This window comes from Pseudomonas sp. Root71 (genome assembly GCF_001429045.1).
In the GTDB taxonomy this organism is placed as follows: Bacteria; Pseudomonadota; Gammaproteobacteria; order Pseudomonadales; family Pseudomonadaceae; genus Aquipseudomonas; species Aquipseudomonas monachiensis.
Genome location: NZ_LMHY01000002.1, coordinates 109,274 through 131,388, shown reverse-complemented (window position 1 = coordinate 131,388; position 22,115 = coordinate 109,274). Strand labels below are relative to the sequence as shown.

Annotated in this window: 15 protein-coding genes; 7 read left to right on the top strand and 8 right to left on the bottom strand. The window is 60.9% G+C overall.

Features of this window, described 5'->3' with window-relative positions; all coding sequences use genetic code 11:
- Positions 1-94: 94 nt before the first annotated feature.
- Both ASD95_RS03815 and ASD95_RS03810 read right to left on the bottom strand, forming a co-directional pair.
- The gene (locus ASD95_RS03815; RefSeq protein ID WP_056728285.1) at positions 95-349 is read right to left on the bottom strand and encodes a hypothetical protein; all 255 of its coding nucleotides are present in this window, start codon (positions 347-349) and stop codon (positions 95-97) included.
- 241 nt (positions 350-590) lie between these two features.
- Positions 591-2,174: a peptide chain release factor 3 gene (locus ASD95_RS03810; protein ID WP_056728283.1), complete on the bottom strand. Its 1,584-nt coding sequence runs from the start codon at positions 2,172-2,174 to the stop codon at positions 591-593.
- Positions 2,175-2,501: 327 nt separating this feature from the next.
- On the opposite strand from ASD95_RS03810, the gene ASD95_RS03805 reads away from it, so the two are divergent.
- The 5 genes from ASD95_RS03805 (at position 2,502) to ASD95_RS03785 (ending at position 7,721) form a co-directional block, all read left to right on the top strand.
- Positions 2,502-3,218: an ABC transporter permease gene (locus ASD95_RS03805; RefSeq protein ID WP_056728281.1), complete on the top strand. Its 717-nt coding sequence runs from the start codon at positions 2,502-2,504 to the stop codon at positions 3,216-3,218.
- A 20-nt stretch (positions 3,219-3,238) separates the two neighbouring features.
- Positions 3,239-4,132 (top strand): glycine betaine ABC transporter substrate-binding protein, encoded by an 894-nt coding sequence (locus ASD95_RS03800; RefSeq protein WP_056728278.1) that lies wholly within the window; start codon positions 3,239-3,241, stop codon positions 4,130-4,132.
- A gap of 12 nt (positions 4,133-4,144) precedes the next feature.
- Positions 4,145-4,798, top strand: a complete 654-nt coding sequence (locus ASD95_RS03795) for an ABC transporter permease (protein ID WP_056728273.1) — start codon at positions 4,145-4,147, stop codon at positions 4,796-4,798.
- Positions 4,795-5,952: an osmoprotectant ABC transporter ATP-binding protein OsmV gene (locus ASD95_RS03790; protein WP_056728271.1), complete on the top strand. Its 1,158-nt coding sequence runs from the start codon at positions 4,795-4,797 to the stop codon at positions 5,950-5,952. The genes ASD95_RS03795 and ASD95_RS03790 overlap by 4 nt, the downstream gene beginning before the upstream one ends.
- A gap of 605 nt (positions 5,953-6,557) precedes the next feature.
- On the top strand, positions 6,558-7,721 hold the full coding sequence (locus tag ASD95_RS03785; protein WP_056728269.1) for a type III PLP-dependent enzyme: 1,164 nt from the start codon (positions 6,558-6,560) through the stop codon (positions 7,719-7,721).
- Positions 7,722-7,859: 138 nt separating this feature from the next.
- Here ASD95_RS03785 and ASD95_RS03780 read toward each other — a convergent pair whose 3' ends face one another.
- Entirely contained in the window at positions 7,860-8,597 is a 738-nt protein-coding gene (locus ASD95_RS03780) for a tetratricopeptide repeat protein (protein ID WP_056728268.1), read from the bottom strand.
- A gap of 30 nt (positions 8,598-8,627) precedes the next feature.
- Complete coding sequence (locus ASD95_RS03775) at positions 8,628-9,308, bottom strand: Fe2+-dependent dioxygenase (protein ID WP_056728267.1); 681 nt, start codon at positions 9,306-9,308, stop codon at positions 8,628-8,630.
- A 207-nt stretch (positions 9,309-9,515) separates the two neighbouring features.
- On the opposite strand from ASD95_RS03775, the gene ASD95_RS03770 reads away from it, so the two are divergent.
- Positions 9,516-11,840 (top strand): TonB-dependent receptor, encoded by a 2,325-nt coding sequence (locus tag ASD95_RS03770; protein ID WP_056728266.1) that lies wholly within the window; start codon positions 9,516-9,518, stop codon positions 11,838-11,840.
- Between the two features lie 169 nt (positions 11,841-12,009).
- A complete protein-coding gene (locus ASD95_RS03765) occupies positions 12,010-14,538 on the top strand; it encodes a PepSY domain-containing protein (protein WP_056728264.1) in 2,529 nt (842 codons plus the stop codon).
- A gap of 59 nt (positions 14,539-14,597) precedes the next feature.
- On the opposite strand, the gene ASD95_RS03760 is transcribed toward ASD95_RS03765, so the two are convergent.
- The 4 genes from ASD95_RS03760 to ptsP all read right to left on the bottom strand — a co-directional run bounded on the left by ASD95_RS03760 (position 14,598) and on the right by ptsP (position 21,876).
- Positions 14,598-16,139 (bottom strand): alkaline phosphatase D family protein, encoded by a 1,542-nt coding sequence (locus ASD95_RS03760; protein ID WP_056728263.1) that lies wholly within the window; start codon positions 16,137-16,139, stop codon positions 14,598-14,600.
- Between the two features lie 183 nt (positions 16,140-16,322).
- On the bottom strand, positions 16,323-18,062 hold the full coding sequence (locus ASD95_RS03755; RefSeq protein WP_056728262.1) for a PTS fructose-like transporter subunit IIB: 1,740 nt from the start codon (positions 18,060-18,062) through the stop codon (positions 16,323-16,325).
- 11 nt (positions 18,063-18,073) lie between these two features.
- Positions 18,074-19,015 (bottom strand): 1-phosphofructokinase, encoded by a 942-nt coding sequence (pfkB, locus tag ASD95_RS03750; RefSeq protein ID WP_056728261.1) that lies wholly within the window; start codon positions 19,013-19,015, stop codon positions 18,074-18,076.
- Positions 19,015-21,876 carry a phosphoenolpyruvate--protein phosphotransferase gene (ptsP, locus tag ASD95_RS03745; RefSeq protein ID WP_056728260.1) on the bottom strand — a complete coding sequence of 954 codons (2,862 nt, stop codon included), beginning with the start codon at positions 21,874-21,876 and terminating at the stop codon, positions 19,015-19,017. The genes pfkB and ptsP overlap by 1 nt, the downstream gene beginning before the upstream one ends.
- Positions 21,877-22,115: the final 239 nt, after the last annotated feature.

Here is a 22,115-nt window from a genome sequence, read left to right as displayed (position 1 = left end):
GTAGTTCAAGTAAATACGCGTTAACCCAACCCCTTCCACCTCGATTGAGCATCACTCAGGTAGAAGGGGTTTTCTTTTGCCCGCTATCGAGCGACTACGTCTGGCTGTCGCTTTCTTCTTCATCGGTGTCCGGCTCGTCGGTGGTCGAGTCATCGTCGTTGTCCGCACCACCCTGCCCCTGATCTCCCGGTTCCGATTCGGACTTGGCGATCATCAACCCCGCATAACCCGCCTGCCCGCTCGAAGCCTGCTCCCCATGATCGATACACTCGGCCCACGCCATCGAAGTGCCGAGCGAGAGCATCACCATCACCTTCAACAGCAGTAAAACGCGAAACAATCTGTTCATAGCCGATTCCGTCCTTTCGTTGAGTGCCTGTCTGGCGCTGAGTCAAATCTAGTTCCGATCAGCCGGGTTCTCCAGATTGGATGCTATCGAGCGAGGGAAAATGCAGCGGGTTGGCAGATTGGTTTGGAATAGGGGTTATTCACAATTCAGCTAACACCGAAAAACCCACAGAAGTATGTGATAGGCAATAAAAAACCCCGCTGCTTTCACAAACGGGGTTTTGGGTATTTCAACTCAGCGCTTAGTGATGCTCACGCGTCGCACGGAATTTCACGTCCGGCCAGCGCTCTTCCATCAGGGCCAGGTTGACCCGCGTCGGTGCGAGGTAGGTCAGGTGACCACCGCCGTCCAGTGCCAGGTTTTCCACAGCCTTGTTGGAGAATTCCTCAAGCTTCTTCTTGTCGCTGCATTCGATCCAGCGTGCCGAGTAAACCGTGATCGGCTCGTAGGAGCACTCGACCTTGTATTCCTCTTTCAAACGACTGGCGACCACATCGAACTGCAGCACACCGACGGCGCCGAGGATGATGTCGTTGCTGCGTTCCGGGAAGAACACCTGGGTCGCGCCTTCTTCGGCCAGCTGTTGCAGGCCCTGGCGCAGTTGCTTGGATTTCAGCGGATCTTTCAAACGCACGCGGCGGAACAGTTCCGGGGCGAAGTGCGGGATACCGGTGAAACCCAGGGCTTCGCCTTCGCTGAAGGTGTCGCCGATCTGGATGGTGCCGTGGTTGTGCAGGCCGATGATGTCGCCGGCAAAGGCTTCTTCCAGTTGCTCACGCTCGGAGGAGAAGAAGGTCAGCGCGTCGCCGATCCGCACGTCCTTGCCGGTGCGCACATGGCGCATCTTCATGCCTTTTTCGTACTTGCCGGAGCAGATACGCATGAAGGCGATACGGTCGCGGTGCTTCGGGTCCATGTTCGCCTGGATCTTGAAGATGAAGCCCGAGAACTTCTCTTCCACCGGCTCCACGGTACGCTCGTTGGCCACGCGCGCCAGCGGGCGCGGCGCCCAATCGACGACGGCGTCGAGGACGTGGTCGACACCGAAGTTGCCCAGTGCCGTACCGAAGAACACCGGGGTCAGCTGACCGTCGAGGAACTCCTGCTGGTTGAACTCGTGGCAGGCGCCCTGCACCAGTTCCAGCTGCTCGATGAAACGCTCGTACTCGTCACCCAGGTGGGCGCGGGCTTCATCGGAGTCGAGCTTCTCGATGATCTTGGTTTCGGTGCGTTCGTGGCCGTGACCGGCGGTGTACACGATGATGTAGTCATCGGCGAGGTGATACACGCCCTTGAAGTCGCGGTAGCAACCAATCGGCCAGGTGATCGGCGCCGCCTTGATCTTCAGGACCGCTTCGATTTCGTCGAGCAGTTCGATCGGGTCGCGGATGTCACGGTCGAGTTTGTTGATGAAGCTGACGATCGGCGTGTCACGCAGACGGCAGACGTCCATCAGGGCGATGGTCCGTGGCTCTACACCTTTACCGCCATCGAGAACCATCAACGCCGAGTCCACCGCGGTCAGGGTGCGGTAGGTATCTTCGGAGAAGTCTTCGTGGCCCGGGGTGTCGAGCAGGTTGATCATGTGTTCGCGATACGGGAACTGCATGACCGACGTGGTAATGGAAATACCACGCTGCTTTTCCATTTCCATCCAGTCGGAGGTGGCATGGCGATCGGATTTACGAGATTTCACCGTACCGGCTACCGCAATCGCCTTGCCCATCAGCAAGAGCTTCTCGGTGATGGTGGTCTTACCGGCATCGGGGTGGGAAATAATGGCGAAAGTGCGGCGTTTCGCGACTTCGGCGGCCTGTTTGGTCATGGGAAATCGCCTGGCAGGTGATTCAAAAAAGGGCGCAGATTATAGCCCAAGTTGATCCAAGAACCGAACCGTTGAGCACATTAGGAGTGGCCAAATGCTCCCGCAGATGGGAACCTTTTAAAGCCCGGAGACGTCCACTCCCCCGTTACGACCACTCGTCGGGGGCCTGAAACACCTGCAAATCGGCCTGACGAGGCTGTGCTCATGGCTCGATGCATGCCGCTTTGCCGGCCTGTTCGAGCTGCTTATCGCGATCATTTTTTCGGCAGCCAGGAATGGCGTTGCCACACGAAAGAGTGTTTGCCGACTGAAAAAAGGAGTCCGCCTGTGGCTATCCACTATGGCAAAGGGCTGATAGGAGGCGCGCTGGTAATCGCCCTTCTGGCCCTGCTGATCCAATGGATCGGCATCAACACGATCGAACTTTACCGCGACGATTTGTTGTTTTATCTGCAAGCTCATCTGGTTCTCGTCCTCGCTTCCATGCTGGCCGCCCTTGTCGTGGGCATTCCTGCCGGCATCCTCCTCAGCCGCCCGTCCATGGTCGGCCGCGCCGAACGCTTCATGCAGTTCTTCAACATCGGCAACACCGTTCCGCCCCTCGCCGTCCTGGCCATCGCCCTGGGCATCCTCGGCATCGGCAGCGGTCCGGCCATCTTCGCCCTGTTCCTCGCCTCACTACTGCCCATCGTGCGCAACACCTATGAAGGCCTGAAAAACGTTCAGGGGTCGCTCAAGGAAGCCGCCGTCGGCATCGGCATGACCCCGCGCCAGGTGCTGTGGAAAGTCGAATTGCCCAACGCGGTGCCGATCATCATCGGTGGTGTTCGCGTGGCGTTGGCGATCAACGTGGGGACCGCGCCGCTGGCGTTCCTGATCGGCGCCAACAGTCTCGGCAGCCTGATCTTCCCCGGGATTGCCCTGAACAATCAGCCGCAATTACTGCTCGGCGCGGCCTGCACCGCCTTGCTGGCCTTGTTGCTCGACGGCCTGGTGACACTCGCCAGCCGCCTCTGGCTCGAACGCGGCTTGCGCCCGTCTTAAGCCCCGGCAAAGGAATCGTCATGAAAACATCAAGCTTTTTACTAGGCTGCGTCCTGCTGTTCGCAGGATTTGCCCAAGCCGCCGATAAACCCTTGATCCGCATCGGCGCCCGGGTGTTCACCGAACAAACCCTGCTGGCGGAAATCACTTCGCAGTACCTGCGCACCAAGGGTTACGAAGTGCAAGTGACCGGCGGCCTGGGCAGCAATCTGGCCCGCAGCGCCCACGAAAGCGGCCAACTGGACATGCTCTGGGAATACACCGGCGTGTCGCTGGTGGCCTACAACCATGTCACTGAAAAACTCGACAGCGAACAGTCCTACGCACGAGTAAAAGAACTCGACGCGAAAAAAGGCCTGGTCTGGCTCACCCCGTCGAAATTCAGCAACACCTACGCCCTCGCCCTGCCGAAGAACGTCGCCGACCAATACCCACGGATCAACACCATCAGTGAGCTGAACACGGTGCTGCGCAAGGAAGCCGGGACCAACAATCTGGTGGCGCTGGATACCGAGTTCGCCAACCGTTCGGACGGTCTGGATGGCATGGTCAAGCTCTACGACATGAACCTGACCCGCAAGAATATCCGGCAGATGGACGCCGGCCTGGTCTACACCGCGCTGCGTAACGGCCAGGTGTTTGCCGGCCTGGTCTACACCACCGACGGTCGCCTCAACGCCTTCAAGCTGAAACTGCTGGAAGACGACAAGCACTACTTCCCCGACTACACCGCCGCACCGGTGGTGCGTCAGGCCTACCTCGATGCGCATCCGCAATTAGCCGCTCAGCTCAAGCCGCTGGCTGAACTGTTCGACGACAACACCATGCGCGAACTCAACGCCCGGGTCGACGTCGAGCACCAAAGTCCTTCAGCCGTCGCCGCCGATTTCCTGCGCCAACACCCGATCAATTAAGGAGGAAAAGTCATGGAATTCCTGAACGCCTTTTCCCATCTCGACTGGCCATTGGTCTTACACCTGACGTGGCAACACATCACCCTGGTCGGCATTGCCGTGACCCTGGCGATTCTGGTCGGCGTGCCATTGGGCATTTTGATGACGCGCTTCCCGAGTCTCGCCGGCCCCTTGCAAGCCAGCGCCACGGTGCTGCTGACCGTGCCGTCGATTGCCCTGTTCGGCCTGCTGCTGCCGTTCTACTCAAAGTTCGGCCAGGGCCTGGGGCCGATGCCGGCGATTACCGCGGTGTTCCTGTACTCGCTGCTGCCGATCATGCGTAACACCTACCTGGCCCTGACCAGCGTCGAACCGGGCATCCGCGAAGCCGCCCGCGGCATCGGCATGACCTTCGGCCAGCGCCTGCGCATGGTCGAGTTGCCCATCGCCGTGCCGGTGATCCTCGCCGGTGTGCGCACCGCCGTGGTGATGAACATCGGCGTCATGACCATCGCTGCCACCATCGGCGCCGGCGGTCTGGGCGTACTCATCCTCGCCTCCATCAGCCGCAGCGACATGTCGATGCTGATTGTCGGCGCTGTTCTGGTCAGTGTGCTGGCCATCTTCGCCGACCTGCTTCTGCAATGGCTGCAACGCTCGCTGACTCCAAAAGGATTACTCAAATGATCGAACTTCAAAACCTCAGCAAGACCTTCCAAAGCAACGGCAAAGATGTGAAAGCCGTGGACTCGGTAAGCCTGACCGTCAATGAAGGCGAAATCTGCGTGTTCCTCGGGCCATCGGGTTGCGGTAAAAGCACCACGCTGAAAATGATCAACCGCCTGATCAATCCGACCTCGGGCAAGATCCTGATCAACGGCGAAGACACCACCGGCCTCGACGAAGTGACCCTGCGCCGCAACATCGGCTACGTGATCCAGCAGATCGGTCTGTTCCCGAACATGACCATCGAGGAGAACATTGTGGTGGTGCCGAAGCTGCTCGGCTGGGATAAACAGAAATGCCACGACCGCGCCCGCGAACTGATGAGCATGATCAAGCTCGAACCCAAGCAGTATCTGCATCGTTACCCACGGGAATTGTCCGGTGGGCAGCAACAGCGGATCGGCGTGATTCGCGCACTGGCCGCCGATGCGCCGCTGTTGCTGATGGACGAACCCTTCGGTGCGGTCGACCCGATCAACCGCGAGATGATCCAGAACGAATTTTTCGAAATGCAGCGGGCGCTGAACAAGACCGTGATCATGGTCAGCCACGACATCGACGAGGCTATCAAGCTCGGCGACAAGATTGCGATCTTCCGCGCCGGCAAGCTGCTGCAGATCGATCACCCGGACACTCTGCTCGCGCATCCGGCGGATGAGTTTGTCAGCAACTTCGTCGGACAGGACAGCACGCTCAAGCGTCTGCTGTTGGTGAAAGCCGAAGACGCGGCGGACAACGCCCCATCCGTCAGCCCGCAAACCCCGGTGGCTGAAGCGCTGGAGTTGATGGACGAGCATGACCGACGCTATGTGGTGGTCACTTGTGCCGAGAATAAAGCCCTGGGTTACGTACGACGTCGCGACCTGCACCGTCAGACCGGCACCTGCGCGCAGTACCAACGCGAGTTCAATGCCACGGCGGCGTACGACGAACATTTGCGCATCCTGCTGTCGCGCATGTACGAGTTCAATCGAGCGTGGTTGCCGGTGATGGATGCCGAGCGGGTGTTTTTGGGTGAGGTGACGCAGGAGTCGATTGCAGCTTACTTGAGCTCAGGTCGTTCGCGAGGAATGAAGACCAACATCGTGTCGCCTGCCGAGGCAGTGGTCGCCTGACAGCTCACATTACCCGGTAAAAATACAAACCCTGTGGGAGCGAGCCCGGACCAAGCTCGCTCCCACAGGTTCCATGCAATTTTCCAGTGATTCGCAGGCCGGAAAAAAATATCAACAGTAGCGTCTGCTAAATCAGTCCGGAAACACGCTCCGGAATGGTCAAATCCCCTCTCAACTCACCTTTTCGCAGCCAACGTCGCCGATGTTGACGCTATCGTATTCACTAGCGACTTAGCGCACAAAAGCGTTGAACGTGCAGGTATTCTTAACACTTCATAATTCCTCGGGAACATCCGACTGTCATCTGGGTCGGTTACAAAGAGTGATGCCCGCAACGCGCGTCAGAAGAGTGCAAAAACGCGACATTTTTTGTTGATCTCAAGCCCCTCACGCCCTAAAGTTCGCGCCGAACGTCCATGCTGGAAACGATCCATCCGGCTCAAGTACTGACGACGAGACAGCAAGGCCAAGGGAAAGCTGCACTTCCCATGGCCTTTTTGCTTTCGGCGACATGCCTTGGGAAGTAGGCGAACCAAAGTGGGGATACGGAGGACGTTCATTTGCACCCATTGATTAACAACGTTTGCCTTTAGGAGCTCCCAGGTATGTCGATCCAGGTCGAAGACTATTTCGCGCGTGAAACCTTTCAGAAAATGAAGGCGTTCGCCGACAAACAGGAAACCCCATTCGTGGTGATCGACACCGCGATGATCAGCCAGGCCTATGACGATCTGCGCGCCGGTTTCGAATTCGCCAAGGTCTACTACGCGGTCAAGGCCAACCCGGCCGTGGAAATCATCGACCTGCTCAAAGAGAAAGGTTCGAGCTTCGACATCGCCTCTATCTATGAGCTGGACAAAGTGCTGGGGCGCGGCGTCAGCGCCGACCAGATCAGCTACGGCAACACCATCAAGAAGTCCAAGGACATCCGCTACTTCTACGAGAAGGGCGTGCGCCTGTTCGCCACCGACTCCGAAGCCGACCTGCGCAACATCGCCAAGGCCGCTCCGGGCTCGAAAGTCTACGTACGCATCCTGACCGAAGGCTCGACCACCGCCGACTGGCCACTGTCGCGCAAATTCGGCTGCCAGACCGACATGGCCATGGACCTGCTGATCCTCGCTCGCGACCTGGGCCTGGTGCCTTACGGCATCTCGTTCCACGTTGGCTCGCAACAGCGCGACATCAGCGTCTGGGACGCCGCGATCGCCAAGGTCAAAGTGATCTTCGAGCGTCTGAAAGAAGAAGACGGCATCCATCTGAAGCTGATCAACATGGGCGGCGGCTTCCCGGCCAACTACATCACCCGCACCAACAGCCTGGAAACCTACGCCGAGGAAATCATCCGTTTCCTGAAGGAAGACTTCGGTGATGACTTGCCGGAAATCATCCTGGAACCAGGCCGTTCGCTGATCGCCAACGCCGGCATCCTGGTCAGTGAAGTGGTGCTGGTTGCGCGTAAATCCCGTACCGCCGTCGAGCGTTGGGTGTATACGGATGTGGGCAAGTTCTCCGGCCTGATCGAAACCATGGACGAAGCCATCAAGTTCCCGATCTGGACCGAGAAGAAAGGCGAGATGGAAGAAGTGGTCATCGCCGGTCCTACCTGCGACAGCGCCGACATCATGTACGAAAACTACAAGTACGGCCTGCCGCTGAACCTGGCCATCGGTGATCGCCTGTACTGGCTGTCGACCGGTGCGTACACCACCAGCTACAGCGCTGTTGAATTCAACGGCTTCCCGCCGCTGAAGTCGTTCTACGTGTAAATACTGCGTAGAAAACAAAAGCCCATGACATGTCATGGGTTTTTTTGTGCCTGAAATTCGCCTCGGTAGGAGCTGCCGAAGGCTGCGATCTTTTGATCTTGCTTCTAAAGGTCAAAAGATCGCAGCCTTCGGCAGCTCCTACATGGATTGAGTTCGCTGCAGATCGGCGCAGCGGCGAGCGTAATCGTCGGCCAGTGCCTGAATCCTCGGATCGGTCGCGTCCATCAGCGCCTGACTCGCCACCCGCAGAAAATTCAGATTCCCCCCGGCCAGCGCCTTGTGCAGCCAGAGCAACGCATCCTCGATATTCCCTTCGTCGGTCAAGACCGCTGCAAAGCTGAACTGCCCGCGAAAATCCCCACCCTCGGCCGAACGTCGATACCAGTTACGAGCCGCAGCCGGATCCGCGGGACAAACCCGCCCTTCTTCCAGATACCGTCCCAACAGATTCATCGATTTTGCATGGCCCAACTCAGCCGCACGGCGATAGAGACTCAGTGCTTGAAACTGGTCCTCAACCACCCCGCGACCGGTCGCCAGCAGATTGGCGTAGTTGTACATCGCCCAATCCAGCCCTGCACTGGCGGCAAGTCGGTAATGCCTGGCCGCTAGCGATGTATCGGCAGCACAGCCCCAACCATGCTCATGACAACGGCCGAGCATGTTGCGCGCCATCACATGCCCGCGTCGCGCGGCGATATCGAACCAACGCAGTGCCAGCGGCCGATCCTGAGCAATGCCCTGCCCGTCCAGCAAAATCTGCCCGAGCAACGCCTGCGCATCGAGGACGTCTTCGCGGGCCGCGATCAGAATCGCCTGGGCCGCCCGGGCCGGACTTTCGTCGAGCATCGCGCGCAGGCGCTCACCGTCGAGCATTTCCTCGCGGCGTAAACGGAAATCTGCCACTTACACCTCGACCCAGCGCCGCAACAGGTTGTGATAGGTACCGGTGAGGCGGATCAGCGATGGATGATCGGGCACATCGCGGGTCAGTTGCTGGATGGCCCCGTCCATCTCGAACAACAGGGCGCGCTGGCTGTCTTCACGCACCAGGCTTTGCGTCCAGAAAAACGAGGCGAGTCGCGTTCCGCGTGTCACCGCATTGACCTTGTGCAGGCTGGTGCCTGGGTAAAGCACCATGTCGCCGGCAGGCAGCTTCACCCGTTGAGTGCCAAAGGTGTCCTGGATCTCCAGCTCGCCGCCGTCGTAATCCTGCGGCTCGCTGAAGAACAGCGTGGCGGACAAATCCGTGCGCACCCGCTCGATGCCGCCCTTGGGCTGACGCACCGCGTTGTCGATATGGAAGTCGAAACTGCCACCGGCGGTGTAACAGTTCAGCAACGGTGGAAAGACTTTGTGCGGCAAGGCTGCTGACATGAACAGCGGATTTTTCCACAGCCGCTCCAGCATCGCCGCGCCGATCTCCTTGGCCAGCGGATGCCCTTCGGGCAGCTGCAAATTGTGCTTGGCCTTGGCCGACTGGTAGCCGGCGGTGATCTTGCCATCGGCCCAATCGGCTTGCTCCAGAGCCTCGCGAATGCGCTGCACCTCGTCTTTTTCAAACAGGCCGGGAATGTGCAGCAGCATGACAAAGACACCTGAATACAAAGGAGCGCCAATGGTATTGATTCTTATTGCCTGTGTAAAACACATCTGACGAATGAGTCAGCAGAAACCGTAAGGTTAAATTGTAAAGATTGTAAATTCAGTGCGAATAGTAATATTTCGCAATTGTTACAAATACTTATTTACACTATATTCCGCGGCCTCAAATCCTTGGGGAGGGGAATCCAAATGTCGCGTCAACAACCACAAGTACCGGTCAGTTCACCACGTCTGCTCGCATCGGCCATCGGCATGGCGATAACTGCCGGGTCTGCGGGCCACATGGTTTTCGCGGCGGAAAAAACCGACGAAAAAGCCCCCGACAAAGTGATTTCGCTGGGCGCCACCGCCATCACCGGCGAAGCCCAGGACGAGACAACCTACAACGTAGAGAAAGCCTCCTCGCCCAAGTACACCGCGCCGCTGATCGACACGCCGCGCTCGGTAACCGTCATTCCGCAACAGGTTCTCAAAGACACCGGCGCCCTCAATATGCAGGACGCGCTACGCACCGTTCCTGGCATCACTTTCGGTGCCGGTGAAGGTGGCAACCCCCAGGGTGATCGTCCATTCATCCGCGGCTTCGACGCCCAAGGCGACACTTACCTGGACGGCGTGCGCGACACCGGTTCCCAGAGCCGCGAAATCTTCGCCGTTGAATCGATCGAAGTCAGCAAGGGCCCGAACTCCGCCATCGGCGGCCGTGGCGCTGCGGGCGGCAGCATCAACCTGGTCAGCAAGAAAGCTCACCTGGGCGACTCGCTCGACGGTGGTTTCACCTGGGGTTCCGACCAGACCCAGCGCTACACCTTTGACGGCAACTACCAGTTCACCGATACCGCCGCCGGCCGTCTGAACCTGCTGAGCCACGAGAGCAACGTCGCCGGACGTGACAGCGTCAACTACGACCGTTGGGGTGTTGCACCGTCCCTGGCCTTCGGCCTGGGCACCGACACCCGCGTCAACCTCGACTACTACCACCTCGAAAGCAACGACCTGCCGGACTCGGGTATTCCGTACAGCATCCCGACCGGAGGCTCGGCCGCCCGTACCAAATCCAACCCGGACAAGCCGAATGACGGCGGCGACAGCAGCAATTTCTATGGCCTGACCGATCGCGACTTCCGCAAGACCCGCACCGACACGGCGACCTTCGCCATCGAGCACGACCTGAGCGACTCGCTGACCATCAAGAACACCCTGCGTCACGGCTCCAGCATGCAGGACTACATCCTGACCCAGCCTGACGACAGTAAAGGCAACGTCAACAACGGCAGTGTCTGGCGTCGGGCGAACACCCGCGTGAGCAACACCGAGACCACCACCAACCAGACCGACCTGTTTGGTGATGTCTACATCGCCGGATTCAAGAACAGCTTCTCCACCGGTGTCGAATACACCCATGAGGAAAGTGAAAAATCCTCGTACAACGTCAACACGGACACCACCCCGGGAACAGCAGCGGTAACCACCAACTGCTCGCCGGCAATGATCGGCGCGCCAAGCGGTTACAACTGTACCTCGCTGTCCAACCCGACCCCGAATGATCCGTGGAGCGGCGCCATCTCGCGCAACTATGCGGGCACCGAAACCAAGGCCAACACCTACGCATTGTATGTGTTCGATACACTGACGTTGTCCGAACAGTGGCTGGTGAACATGGGGCTGCGCTACGACCATTTCGACACCGACTACAAAACCTTCAACGGTTCCAGCGTGACCACGTCCAAAGGCGATGACACCAGCGAATTCGTTACCGGTCAGTTCGGCGTGGTGTACAAACCAGCCGAAAACGGCAGCATCTATGCGTCCTACGCGACATCTGCCACGCCACCGGGCAACACCTTGGGCGAAGGTTCGGAAGGCAACCCGCTGGGCGGCACGCCGGATCGCAACGGCAACCTGCTGAAAAGCGACATGGAGCCGGAAACCACCAAGAACTACGAGATCGGCACCAAGTGGGACCTGCTGAATGATCGTCTGTCCCTGACCGCCGACATCTTCCGCACCGAGAAAGAAAACGCTCGTGTGCAGACCAACACCACGACGTACGAAAACGTCGGCAAAACCCGCGTTCAAGGTGTCGAACTGTCGGCCACCGGCAAGCTCACCGACAAATGGCAGGTCTTCGCCGGTTATGCCTACATGGACAGTGAACAAGTCGATGGCGGCGACATGCCGGCAAACAAAGCCAACGATGGCAACGAACTGCCTAACACGCCGAAAAACAGCGCCAGCCTGTGGACGACCTATCAGGTCACGCCAAGGCTGACCATCGGCGGCGGTGCGTTCTATGTCGATGACGTGTTCGGCAGTGCCGCCAACACCACCATGGTCGATTCCTACGTTCGTTACGACGCGATGGCGGCCTACAAGCTGACCAAGAACGTCGACCTGCAACTGAACGTGCAGAACCTGACCGACGAAACCTACTACGACAAGGCGTTCTCGACTCACTTCGCCAACCAGGCGGCCGGTCGTACCGCTTTGCTGAGCACCAACTTCCACTTCTGATAGATGTAGAAACTGTGGGAGCGGGCTTGCTCCCACATGGACTGCGCTTGAAAGGCCAGGCCCCGTTCAACTGAACGGGGCTTTTGTGCGTAAAAAAGAATGCTTCTCGACAACCCCACGGCATAATGCGCGCCGTGATGAATCAACTTGAACGAACAAGGCGAGCGACGTGTTGAAGAAAACCCTGTTCCAGTTGCACTGGTTTTTCGGCATCAGCGCCGGGCTGGTCCTGGCCCTTATGGGCATCACCGGGGCGGCGGTGTCGTTTCAGGATGAAATCCTGAGCACACTCAACCCGTCTGTATTGCAGGTCGAAAAACAGGTCGCCGGTGTGCTGCCGCCTGTCGAGCTGGTGGAGCACATCGAAGCCGTGTCGGGCAAAAAAGTCTCGATGCTCACGGTGGAAACCGACAGCGGCAACGCCGCCAAAGTGTGGTTCACCCCGCCGCCGGGTGAGCGCCGTGGCGAGATGCGCTACTTCGACCCGTACACCGCCGAGTTCCTTGGCGATGCCTCCGGCCAGGGCTTCTTCGGCCTGATGCTGCAACTGCACCGCTTCCTCGCCATGGGCGACACGGGTCGGCAGATCACCGGCGCGTGCACGCTGATCCTGGTGTTCTTCTGCCTGTCCGGCCTGTACCTGCGCTGGCCTCGCCAGTGGAAAAGCTGGCGTGCCTGGCTGACCCTGGACTGGAAGAAAAAGGGCCGCAGTTTCAACTGGGACCTGCACTCGGTGGCCGGTACCTGGTGCCTGGTGTTTTACCTCCTGGCGGCGCTGACCGGGTTGTCCTGGTCCTACGAGTGGTACAACAAGGGACTGACCCGCTTGCTCTCCGACTCACCGCAGAGCGAACGCGTTCGCGGCGGACGCGGGCCTGCGCCAAGCGGTCCGGCACCGACAGCCGATTACGCGGCGATGTGGAGCAGCATCTACAGCGCGGCCGGCCCGCAACTCAGTTCCTATAACGTGCGCATGCCGCCCGTGGCCGGTCAACCGGCGACCGTGTTCTTCCTGCTGAAAACTTCACCTCACGACCGCGCCCTGAACCAGATCACCCTCGACCCGGCCACCGGTGTGGTCAAACGGGTGGATCGCTACAGCGACAAGAGCCTCAAGGCGCAGTTGCTGACCAGCATCTATGCGCTGCACGTTGGCAGTTACTTCGGCATCGTCGGGCGCATCCTCCTGACCATCACCTCACTGACCATGCCACTGTTCTTCATCACCGGCTGGATGCTGTACCTGGATCGTCGGCGCAAAAAACGCCAGATCAAGGATGCGCGCAAAGACCTGGTGCAAACCGCCAGCGACGCGCCGGCGTGGCTGATCGGCTTCGCCAGCCAAAGTGGTTTTGCCGAGCAACTTGCGTGGCAGACCGCCGGGCAATTGCAGGCTGCAGGCTTGCCGGTCAAAGTGCAGCCGTTGGCGGACGTCAGCGAGCAGGACTTGCATGAATCGAACAATGCCTTGTTCGTGGTCAGCACCTTCGGCGACGGCGAAGCACCGGACAGCGCCCGCGGTTTCGAGCGCAAGGTACTGGGCCGGGCACCGAGCCTGGGACGCCTGAATTATGCCGTCCTTGGGTTGGGCGACCGGCAGTATCAACACTTCTGCGGTTTCGCCAAACGCCTGCATGCCTGGTTGGGCGAACAGGGTGCAAAGACCCTGTTCGCCCCGGTGGAGGTCGATAGCGGTGACCCTTACGCCTTGCGCCACTGGCAACAGCAACTGGGCCTGTTGACCGGCCAGGCCCCCGTTGATACCTGGCAAGCGCCCAGCTACGACAACTGGACCCTGCTGCATCGTGAACTGCTCAACCCGGACAGCAGCGGTTCGCCGGTGTACTTGTTGGGCCTCAAGCCGCCTTCCACCAGCAGCTGGCTGGCGGGCGACCTGGTGGAAGTGATGCCGCGCAATTGCCCGTGGGCCATCGAGCACTTCCTCGACGGCATGGGGATCCACGGTGAAACCAAGGTGCGACTCAACGGCCTGGAAGAAGCCCTCGAACAGGCCCTGGCCAGCCGCCAGTTGCCGGAGAACCGCGCCCACCTGGTCGGCCTGCACGCCCAAGCGTTGGCAGAGGCCCTCGTGCCGCTGGCCATGCGCGAGTACTCCATTGCGTCGATCCCGGCCGATGGCGTGCTGGAGTTGATCGTGCGTCAGGAAGTGCATGCCGACGGCAACCTCGGTGTCGGTTCCGGCTGGCTGACCGAACACGCGCCGGTGGGCAGCGCCATCAGCCTGCGCGTACGGCGCAACAGTGGTTTCCATCTGCCGGCCCAACCGGTGCCGATGATCCTGCTGGGCAATGGCACGGGGCTGGCCGGGTTGCGCAGCCTGCTCAAGGCCCGGATTGCCGATGGTCAGCAACGTCAGTGGCTGCTGTTTGGCGAGCGCCATCGCGAGCACGACTACCTGTGTCGAAAGGAGCTGGAGGAGTGGCTGATCAACGGTGATCTGGCGCGCCTCGACCTGGCGTTTTCCCGCGACCAGGCCGAAAAGATTTACGTACAGGACCGTCTGCGTGAATCCGCGGCCGAGCTCAAGACGTGGCTGGAGGATGGTGCGGTGATCTACATCTGCGGCAGCCTTCAAGGCATGGCTTCGGGCGTGGACCAGGTACTCAACGAAGTGCTGGGCGCCGACGAAGTGGAGCGCCTGATCGAACAGGGCCGCTACCGCCGCGACGTGTACTGACACCCCCCAAGCCACTGTGGGAGCGAGCCTGCTCGCTCCCACAGTGGCTTGGGTGTGCATCAAACCGGCTGCAACTTCTGCTCAAAAACCGACACCCCGTCCAGATCCCGCAACACCACGCTCAACTCCCCGCTCTGACCATCGATATTCACCTCGCCAAAAAACTGAAAGCCGGCAAACGGCGAGACGTTCTGCGCGGGCGGCGCCTTTTCGAACACCACTTCGGGGCCGAAGGTCTTATCCAGCGGATTAGGCCCGAAGCTACCGGCATTCAACGGTCCGGCGACGAACTCCCAGAACGGTTCGAAATCCTGGAACTCCGCCCGATCCGGGTGGTAATGATGGGCCGCGCAGTAATGCACATCCGCAGTCAGAAACAGGAAATTGCGCACCTGCTGCGCCCGCAGGAAACCGAGCAATTCAGCGATTTCCAATTCACGCCCCTGGGCCGGGCCTGGGTCACCGTTGGCCACCGCTTCCCAGCGCGCGACACCGGGGCTGACTTCGCCGTCGGGTACACCCAGGCCAATAGGCATGTCGGCGGCGATGACTTTCCATTGCGCATTCGACGCCTGCATTTCGCGCTGGAGCCAGTCCAGTTGTTCACGCCCGAGGAAGGGTTTTTCAGCGCCCAGGTTGTCATCGTTGGCACCGCGATAACTGCGCATGTCGAGTACAAATACATCGAGCAGCGGGCCGTAACCGAGCTTGCGATAGATCCGCCCGCCACCATCGCCGCTCTGCAAGCGCATTGGCGCGTATTCGAGCCAGGCCTGGCGTGCGCGGCCCACCAGGCTGTGGATATCCTTGTCCTGGTAACGCGCATCCAGCTGCTTGCCCGGCGACCAGTTGTTCACCACTTCGTGGTCGTCCCACTGCCAGATCTGCGGGACCTCGGCGTTGAAGCGACGGATGTTTTCGTCCATCAGGTTGTAGCGATAATTGCCGCGATACTCATCGAGGGTCTCGGCGACTTTGCTCTTGGCTTCGGTGGTGATGTTGCGCCATACCCGGCCGTCTTCCGTGGTGAGCTGCGCCGGGATCGGGCCGTCGGCGTAAATGGTGTCGCCGCTGTGGATAAAAAAGTCCGGCAGGCGCAGGCGCATTGCTTCGTAGATGCGCATGCCGCCAATGTCCGGATTGATGCCGAAGCCCTGGCCGACGGTGTCGCCGCTCCAGACGAAACGGATGTCACGGCGGGTTTGCGGCACGCTGCGCAAGTGACCGAACCAGGGTTCGCTGGCAACGCCGTTCTGGGCGTCCTCGAACTGCACGCGATAGAAAATCGCCTGATCGGCGGGCAGCCCGGTGAGTTCGACCCGGGCTGTGAAATCGGTGCGTGCATCGGCCAGGGGCGAGACGAATCGCCGAGGGTTGGGAAACAGGCTGCGGGTGTCCCACTCCACCACCATCCGCGCAGGGCGGTCGCAGCGGCTCCAGATGATCGCCCGGTCGCCCAGCAGGTCGCCGGACTGCACGCCGTCGGTGAGTTGCGGCCGATCCTTGACCGAAGCGATCACCGCCGGCGCCAGCCCCGGCAACAACAGCCCGGCGCCGACCGCTTGCATGACACGACGGCGCCCGAGGTTGAAATCGCTCATGGTGTTCTCCCTGAAAAAGGAAAAACTAAAGCATGGCCCTATGACCCTGGCATGACACAGATCCCGCCAACACCACAGATCCCTTGTGGGAGCGGGCTTGCTCGCGAAGGGGTCGTGTCAGCCGAAGTATTCTTTGCTGACACTCCGCTTTCGCGAGCAAGCCCGCTCCCACAGTTAATGGTGTCAGGCCCTGGCTGGCTCCAGTGCCAACTCCACCGTCTCCGGCCGTTTCACCAGCGCATACACCACCGCCGTCAACAGGCTCCCCGCCACAATCGCCAACAAATAAAGCAGCGCATGGTTGATCGCATTCGGGATCGCCAACACGAACAACCCACCGTGGGGCGCCATCAGTTTACAGCCGAAGTACATCGACAACGCACCGGTCAGCGCACCGCCGGCGATGCTCGCCGGAATCACCCGCAGCGGGTCTTTGGCCGCAAACGGAATCGCCCCTTCGGAGATGAAGCACAGCCCCAGCACCAGCGCCGCTTTACCGGCTTCGCGCTCGGTCTGGGCGAACTTGCGCCGGGCAATGAACGTGGCGATGCCCAGACCGATCGGCGGCACCATGCCGGCCGCCATGGTCGCCGCCATCGGCGCGTAGCTCTGCGACGCCAGCAAGCCCACCGAGAACGCATAGGCTGCCTTGTTGATCGGCCCGCCGAGGTCGACGCACATCATGCCGCCCAGCAGCACACCGAGCAGAATCGCATTGGTGGTGCCCATGCTGTCGAGGAAATGCGTAAGCCCGGCAAGCATCCCGGCGACCGGCTTGCCGACCACGTAGATCATCACCAGCCCGGTGAACAGACTCGCCAGCAGCGGAATGATCAGGATCGGCTTGAGCGCCTCGAGACTTTGCGGTAACCGCGCATATCGGTTGATCGCCTTGGCCGCATAACCAGCCAGAAAACCGGCGATGATCCCGCCGATGAAACCGGCGCCCAGGGTGCTCGCCAGCATACCGCCGATCATCCCCGGCGCGAGGCCAGGACGGTCGGCAATGGAATAGGCGATATAACCCGCCAACAGAGGCACCATCAGCTTGAACGCAGTGTCGCCGCCGATCTGCATCAACGCCGCCGCCAGCGTGCCCTCTTCCTTGAATGCGGTGATGCCGAACACGAACGACAAGGCGATCATCAAGCCGCCGGCCACCACCATCGGCAACATGAACGACACGCCGGTCAGCAGGTGTTTATAGACGCCCGTCTTCTCTTGTTTGGCCGTTGTCTTGGCGGTGCTCGAAGCGCTTTCCTGCTGGCCTTCGGCCAGGGCTTTTTTCAAGGTCGCTTCAGCTTGTTTGAGAGCAATGCCGGTGCCGCAGCGATAGATTTTCTTACCGGCGAAACGCTCGGTGGCGACTTCGATATCGGCCGCCAGCAGCACCACATCGGCTTCGGCAATGGCTTGCGCGCTCAACGGATTGCGCGCACCGACCGACCCCTGGGTTTCCACCTGCAGGTCATAGCCCAGGCGCTTGGCCGCTTGCTGCAAGGCCTCGGCGGCCATGAACGTGTGAGCGACACCCGTCGGGCACGCGGTGACGGCCACCAGTCGCGGCGCGTTCTCGACGACCGCCACCGGTTCGACGACGGACACTTCAGCGGCGTAAACCTGAGCCTCCTGCGCTCCTCGCTGCAGCACGGCTTCCACATCCTGCAGGGCCTGGGCCGGAGTGCTCTGGAACAGCCGCTTACCGACAAACCGCGACATGTCCACGGGCGCGCTGGTCACCAGCAGTACCCACTCGGCCGCATCGAGGGTGGCCGCCGACAGTTGTTTTTCGGGATGCGCGGCATCTGTGACTTCGACGCTGGTGCTCCAGCCCTGGCGCTGGGCCGCGGCATCGAGCAGCCGGGCACACAGCACACTGGTGACCATGCCGTTCGGGCAGGCCGTAACGATGGCTAACTTCATGACAAACCCTCTTATTGTTCTGTCAGGGGACGCACGCGCACACCCTGTTCGAGCTGCGCCAGTTGCGCTGCGTCGCCAATGCCGAATCCGATCTGGGTCACTGCCATCGCGGCAATCGCCGTGGCGGTGCGTAAGGTCTGCTCAGGCGTATCGGCACTGAGCAAACCGTGGAGCATCCCAGCCAGCAACGAATCACCCGCGCCCACCGTGCTGGCGACGCTGACCTTGGGTGGCGTGGCATGCAGTGCCGAACCGACGCTGAACCAGTTCACACCCTCGGCACCATGGGAAATCACCACATGCTCGATGCCCTGAGCGTGCAAGCGCTCCGCCGCCAAGGCCTGGGCACTGACCGACACAACCTCGCAGTCCAGCACCTCGGCCAGCTCTTCGGTGTTGGGTTTGATCAGCCACGGCCCCGCTTTCAGCGCTGCACGCAGCGCCTCGCCGCTGGTGTCGAGGGCGACGTTCAGCCCCAGGTTTTTCAAGCGCAAGATCAACGCCTGCAACCATTGAGCACTGACGCCCAATGGCAAGCTTCCGGCGACAACCACCGCATCGTGGCCCGGGGCAATCTGCTCCAGTCGATCGATCAAGGCCTGCTGCGCCGCTTCGCTGACCTGCGGCCCCGGCCCGTTGATGTCGGTGATGCGCCCTTCGCTTTCCGCCAGTTTGATATTGCTGCGGGTCTCGCCCGGAACACGGATAAAGGCATCGACAAAACCGCGTTTGGCGAACAATGTTTCGAACGCTTGCAGGTTGTCTTCGCCAAGAAAGCCACTGACGGTCAGCTGATGCCCGAGGTCCGCCAGCACTTGCGCCACGTTCACGCCTTTGCCGGCGGCGTGGGTGTGCATCACATCGCTGCGGTTGACCTGGCCGGCTTCAAGGCGCGGCAACTGGACGGTCAGGTCCAGCGCCGGGTTGAGGGTCAGGGTAAGAATCCGGGCCATTACAGGGCCTCCACTAATGCGCGCACTTCATTGGCGCTGCCCACGGCCAGGGCCTGTCGGGCAAGGGTTTGAGTCTGAGTGAAGTCCAGTTCGCGAATCCGCGCCTTGACTTCGGCAATGCTGCGCGCCCCGACGCTGAGTTCATCCACCCCGAGGCCGACCAGCACCGGCACTGCCAGCGGGTCGGCCGCCAGCTCACCGCATACACCGACCCATTTGCCGTGGGCATGGGCCGCGCGCACGGTGATGTCGATCAGTTGCAGCACCGCCGGATGCAAGCCATCGGCCTGGGCCGACAGCGTCGGATGGCCACGGTCGATGGCCAGGGTGTATTGGGTCAGGTCGTTGGTACCGACGCTGAAAAAGTCGACCTCCCGGGCCAGCACCGGCGCCAGCAATGCCGCCGACGGCACTTCGATCATAATCCCCAATTGCAAGTCGGCGACCGGGATTTCCCGGCGCAGGCGTTCGGTCATGTCACGGGCCTGGCGCCACTCGTCGACGCTGCCCACCATCGGGAACATGATCCGCAGCGCACGGTTATCGGCAGCCCGCAGCAAGGCGCGCAGTTGCGCTTCCATGATCTGCGGGCGCTGCAGGGTCAGGCGAATGCCGCGCACGCCGAGGAAGGGGTTCTCTTCCTTCGCAATCGGCCAGTACGGCAGCGGTTTGTCGCCACCGACATCGAGGGTGCGCACCACCAGCGGTCGCCCGGCCAGACCGTCGAGGACGCGGCGGTACTCGATTTCCTGGGTCGCCTCGTCGGGCGCTTGCGGGTGGGCCATGAAAATCAGTTCGGTGCGCAACAGGCCTATGCCTTCGGCGCCCTGCTCCACCGCGCCGGTCACGCCAGCGCTTTCACCAATGTTGGCGAACACTTCGACGGCGTGGCCATCGGTGGTCAGCGCCGGTTGATGACGCCGTTCCGCAGCCGCCTTCAAGCGCTGCTCGCGGGTATCGCGTTCGACCGTGGCGCGCTGCAAGGTCGCCGGGTCAGCGTCCACATGCAGGCGACCACGCTGGCCATCGAGCAGCAACGGCGTGCCCGGCGCCAGCAGCAACACGCCGGGGCCGGCGCCGACCAGTGCCGGAATGCCCAGCGCCCGGGCGACAATCGCACTGTGCGCAGTAGCGCCACCCCGGGCGGTGAGGATCCCCGCCACGCGAGCGGGGTCCAGACGCGCGACGTCGGACGGGCCGACCTCGTCCATCACCAGAATGTACGGTTGGTCCGGTTCACTCGGGGTTTCGATGCCACTGAGTTGCATCAACACCCGACGCCCGATATCGCGCAAGTCGGCCGCTCGCTCGGCGAGCAAGGCATCCTGCAATGCTTCCTGCTGCCGGGCCGCCGCTTCAATCACGGCCATCCACGCCGCCTCGGCGCTTTCGCCCTGCTTGAGGCGCGTATCGACCTCATCAGTCAGTTCCGGGTCGTCGAGCATCTCCTGGTGGGTGATGAAGATTTCGCGGATGGCTTTGCTCTTGCTGCGCTCGATCAGGCCCTGGATGTCACGGCGTACCTGCGCCAGGGCTTGCTGGAGACGCTCACGCTCGATGCCGGCGGATTCGCCACGCAACGGGTAATCGATGGTTTGCAGCACTTGAATATGCGCCGGGCCGATAGCGATCCCTGGAGCGGCGGCAATCGCCTGAACCACGCTGCCGGATATCGGGGCGAGGACCACTTCAGCCATATCGGCAACCACTTCGTGCACCTGGCTTACCGGCGGCAGCGGTTCGATTTCCTCACCGAGGCCTTCTTCGATGGCGGCCAACAAGGCCGGCAACGCATCCGCCGCGATGCCCGGTTCGGCGATGATTTCCAGGACCTGCCCCCGACGGGCGCCGAGGCTGAGCAACTTGCTCAAGCTCTTTACCGATACCGCGCTGTCGTGGCCATCGACGATGCGCACGCGGATGTCACCTTCAAAACTCTTTGCCAGTTGCGCGAGGATTTTCGCCGGCCGCGCATGCAGACCGTGGGCGTTGGCCAATGCAATTCGTGCGCTGGGCCAGTCGGCGGGCACTTCACCACCGAGCACTTCGAGGACTTTGCGACTGCTGGTGGCGCGGCCCAACTCATGGCCACGTCCTTCGATCAACAACGCGCACAGGCGTTCGAGCAGGGCTTGATGGGCCTCACCGAGACTGGCCAGGCAGAACAGTCCATTGAGTGGCTGGCCGAGATAGCGCAGCGGTCTGTCCGGGGTGACAAAGGCCAGGCCCGGACGCTTCACCGTCTGCTCGCTGTGCAGCCACCACAGGCCATCGCCCAGGGGCAGCGCTTCGACCTGTTGCAACACGGCGGAGAAACCGTTGCTCACGCAGTCGGCCTGCCGCAACAAGCGTGCGCCGCGCCAGACCAGCTCTTCGAAATCTTCAGCCGCCACACCGAGGCCGATCATCTGCGCATCCAGCGCCAACTCCTGCGGCGCGCCTTGGAGCAACTTCAGCAAGGCTTCGGCGGAACCGGCGCGACGCAGGGCCTGGCCCAGATCAGTCTCGCCGAGGGCGCGGGTGAGCAATTGCAAAAGATGCAGATGCTCATCGGATTTGGCGGCGATACCGATCGCCAGGTAAACGATATGACCGTCGCCCCAGTCCACGCCATCGGGAAACTGCATCAGGCGCACACCGGTGGTGAACACCAGGTCGCGGGTTTCGGGCGTACCGTGGGGGATGGCAATACCTTGACCGAGAAAGGTCGAGCCCTGGGCTTCCCGTGCCTGCAAACCGGCGAGATACCCCTCGGCAACCAGGCCGTCGGCGACCAGATGCCGGGCCAGCAATTGCAGCGCTGCGGACTTATCCACAGCCGATTGGCCTATGGAAATCTGCTCTACAGTGAGCTCGAGCATGCTTTCTCCTTTTTGGCGCCTTGGGGCACCAGGTATTGTTTTGAATGAGTCAGCTTAGGCGCTTGGTCATCGCTTTTGGCGGTTTCACGGCAGAACCGGCCAAAGGCGCCTAAAACGTAGAAAATACGCCTGCTGAAACGTTTAATCTAGATCGATTGGCACGTTACTCGATATTGGCCCATCCTTGAAGTCCAACTTGTCGGATGCGTTGCGACAATGGTCGCCTGCCTTAATCGGTT

What these genes read in the sequence shown, in the direction of transcription:
- ASD95_RS03815 (WP_056728285.1), bottom strand. Translation starts at nt 349, where the DNA reads ATGAACAGATTGTTTCGCGTTTTACTGCTGTTGAAGGTGATGGTGATG.
- ASD95_RS03810 (WP_056728283.1), bottom strand. Translation starts at nt 2,174, where the DNA reads ATGACCAAACAGGCCGCCGAAGTCGCGAAACGCCGCACTTTCGCCATT.
- ASD95_RS03800 (WP_056728278.1), top strand. Translation starts at nt 3,239, where the DNA reads ATGAAAACATCAAGCTTTTTACTAGGCTGCGTCCTGCTGTTCGCAGGA.
- ASD95_RS03795 (WP_056728273.1), top strand. Translation starts at nt 4,145, where the DNA reads ATGGAATTCCTGAACGCCTTTTCCCATCTCGACTGGCCATTGGTCTTA.
- ASD95_RS03790 (WP_056728271.1), top strand. Translation starts at nt 4,795, where the DNA reads ATGATCGAACTTCAAAACCTCAGCAAGACCTTCCAAAGCAACGGCAAA.
- ASD95_RS03785 (WP_056728269.1), top strand. Translation starts at nt 6,558, where the DNA reads ATGTCGATCCAGGTCGAAGACTATTTCGCGCGTGAAACCTTTCAGAAA.
- ASD95_RS03780 (WP_056728268.1), bottom strand. Translation starts at nt 8,597, where the DNA reads ATGCTCGACGGTGAGCGCCTGCGCGCGATGCTCGACGAAAGTCCGGCC.
- ASD95_RS03775 (WP_056728267.1), bottom strand. Translation starts at nt 9,308, where the DNA reads ATGCTGCTGCACATTCCCGGCCTGTTTGAAAAAGACGAGGTGCAGCGC.
- ASD95_RS03770 (WP_056728266.1), top strand. Translation starts at nt 9,516, where the DNA reads ATGTCGCGTCAACAACCACAAGTACCGGTCAGTTCACCACGTCTGCTC.
- ASD95_RS03760 (WP_056728263.1), bottom strand. Translation starts at nt 16,139, where the DNA reads ATGAGCGATTTCAACCTCGGGCGCCGTCGTGTCATGCAAGCGGTCGGC.
- ASD95_RS03755 (WP_056728262.1), bottom strand. Translation starts at nt 18,062, where the DNA reads ATGAAGTTAGCCATCGTTACGGCCTGCCCGAACGGCATGGTCACCAGT.
- pfkB (WP_056728261.1), bottom strand. Translation starts at nt 19,015, where the DNA reads ATGGCCCGGATTCTTACCCTGACCCTCAACCCGGCGCTGGACCTGACC.
- ptsP (WP_056728260.1), bottom strand. Translation starts at nt 21,876, where the DNA reads ATGCTCGAGCTCACTGTAGAGCAGATTTCCATAGGCCAATCGGCTGTG.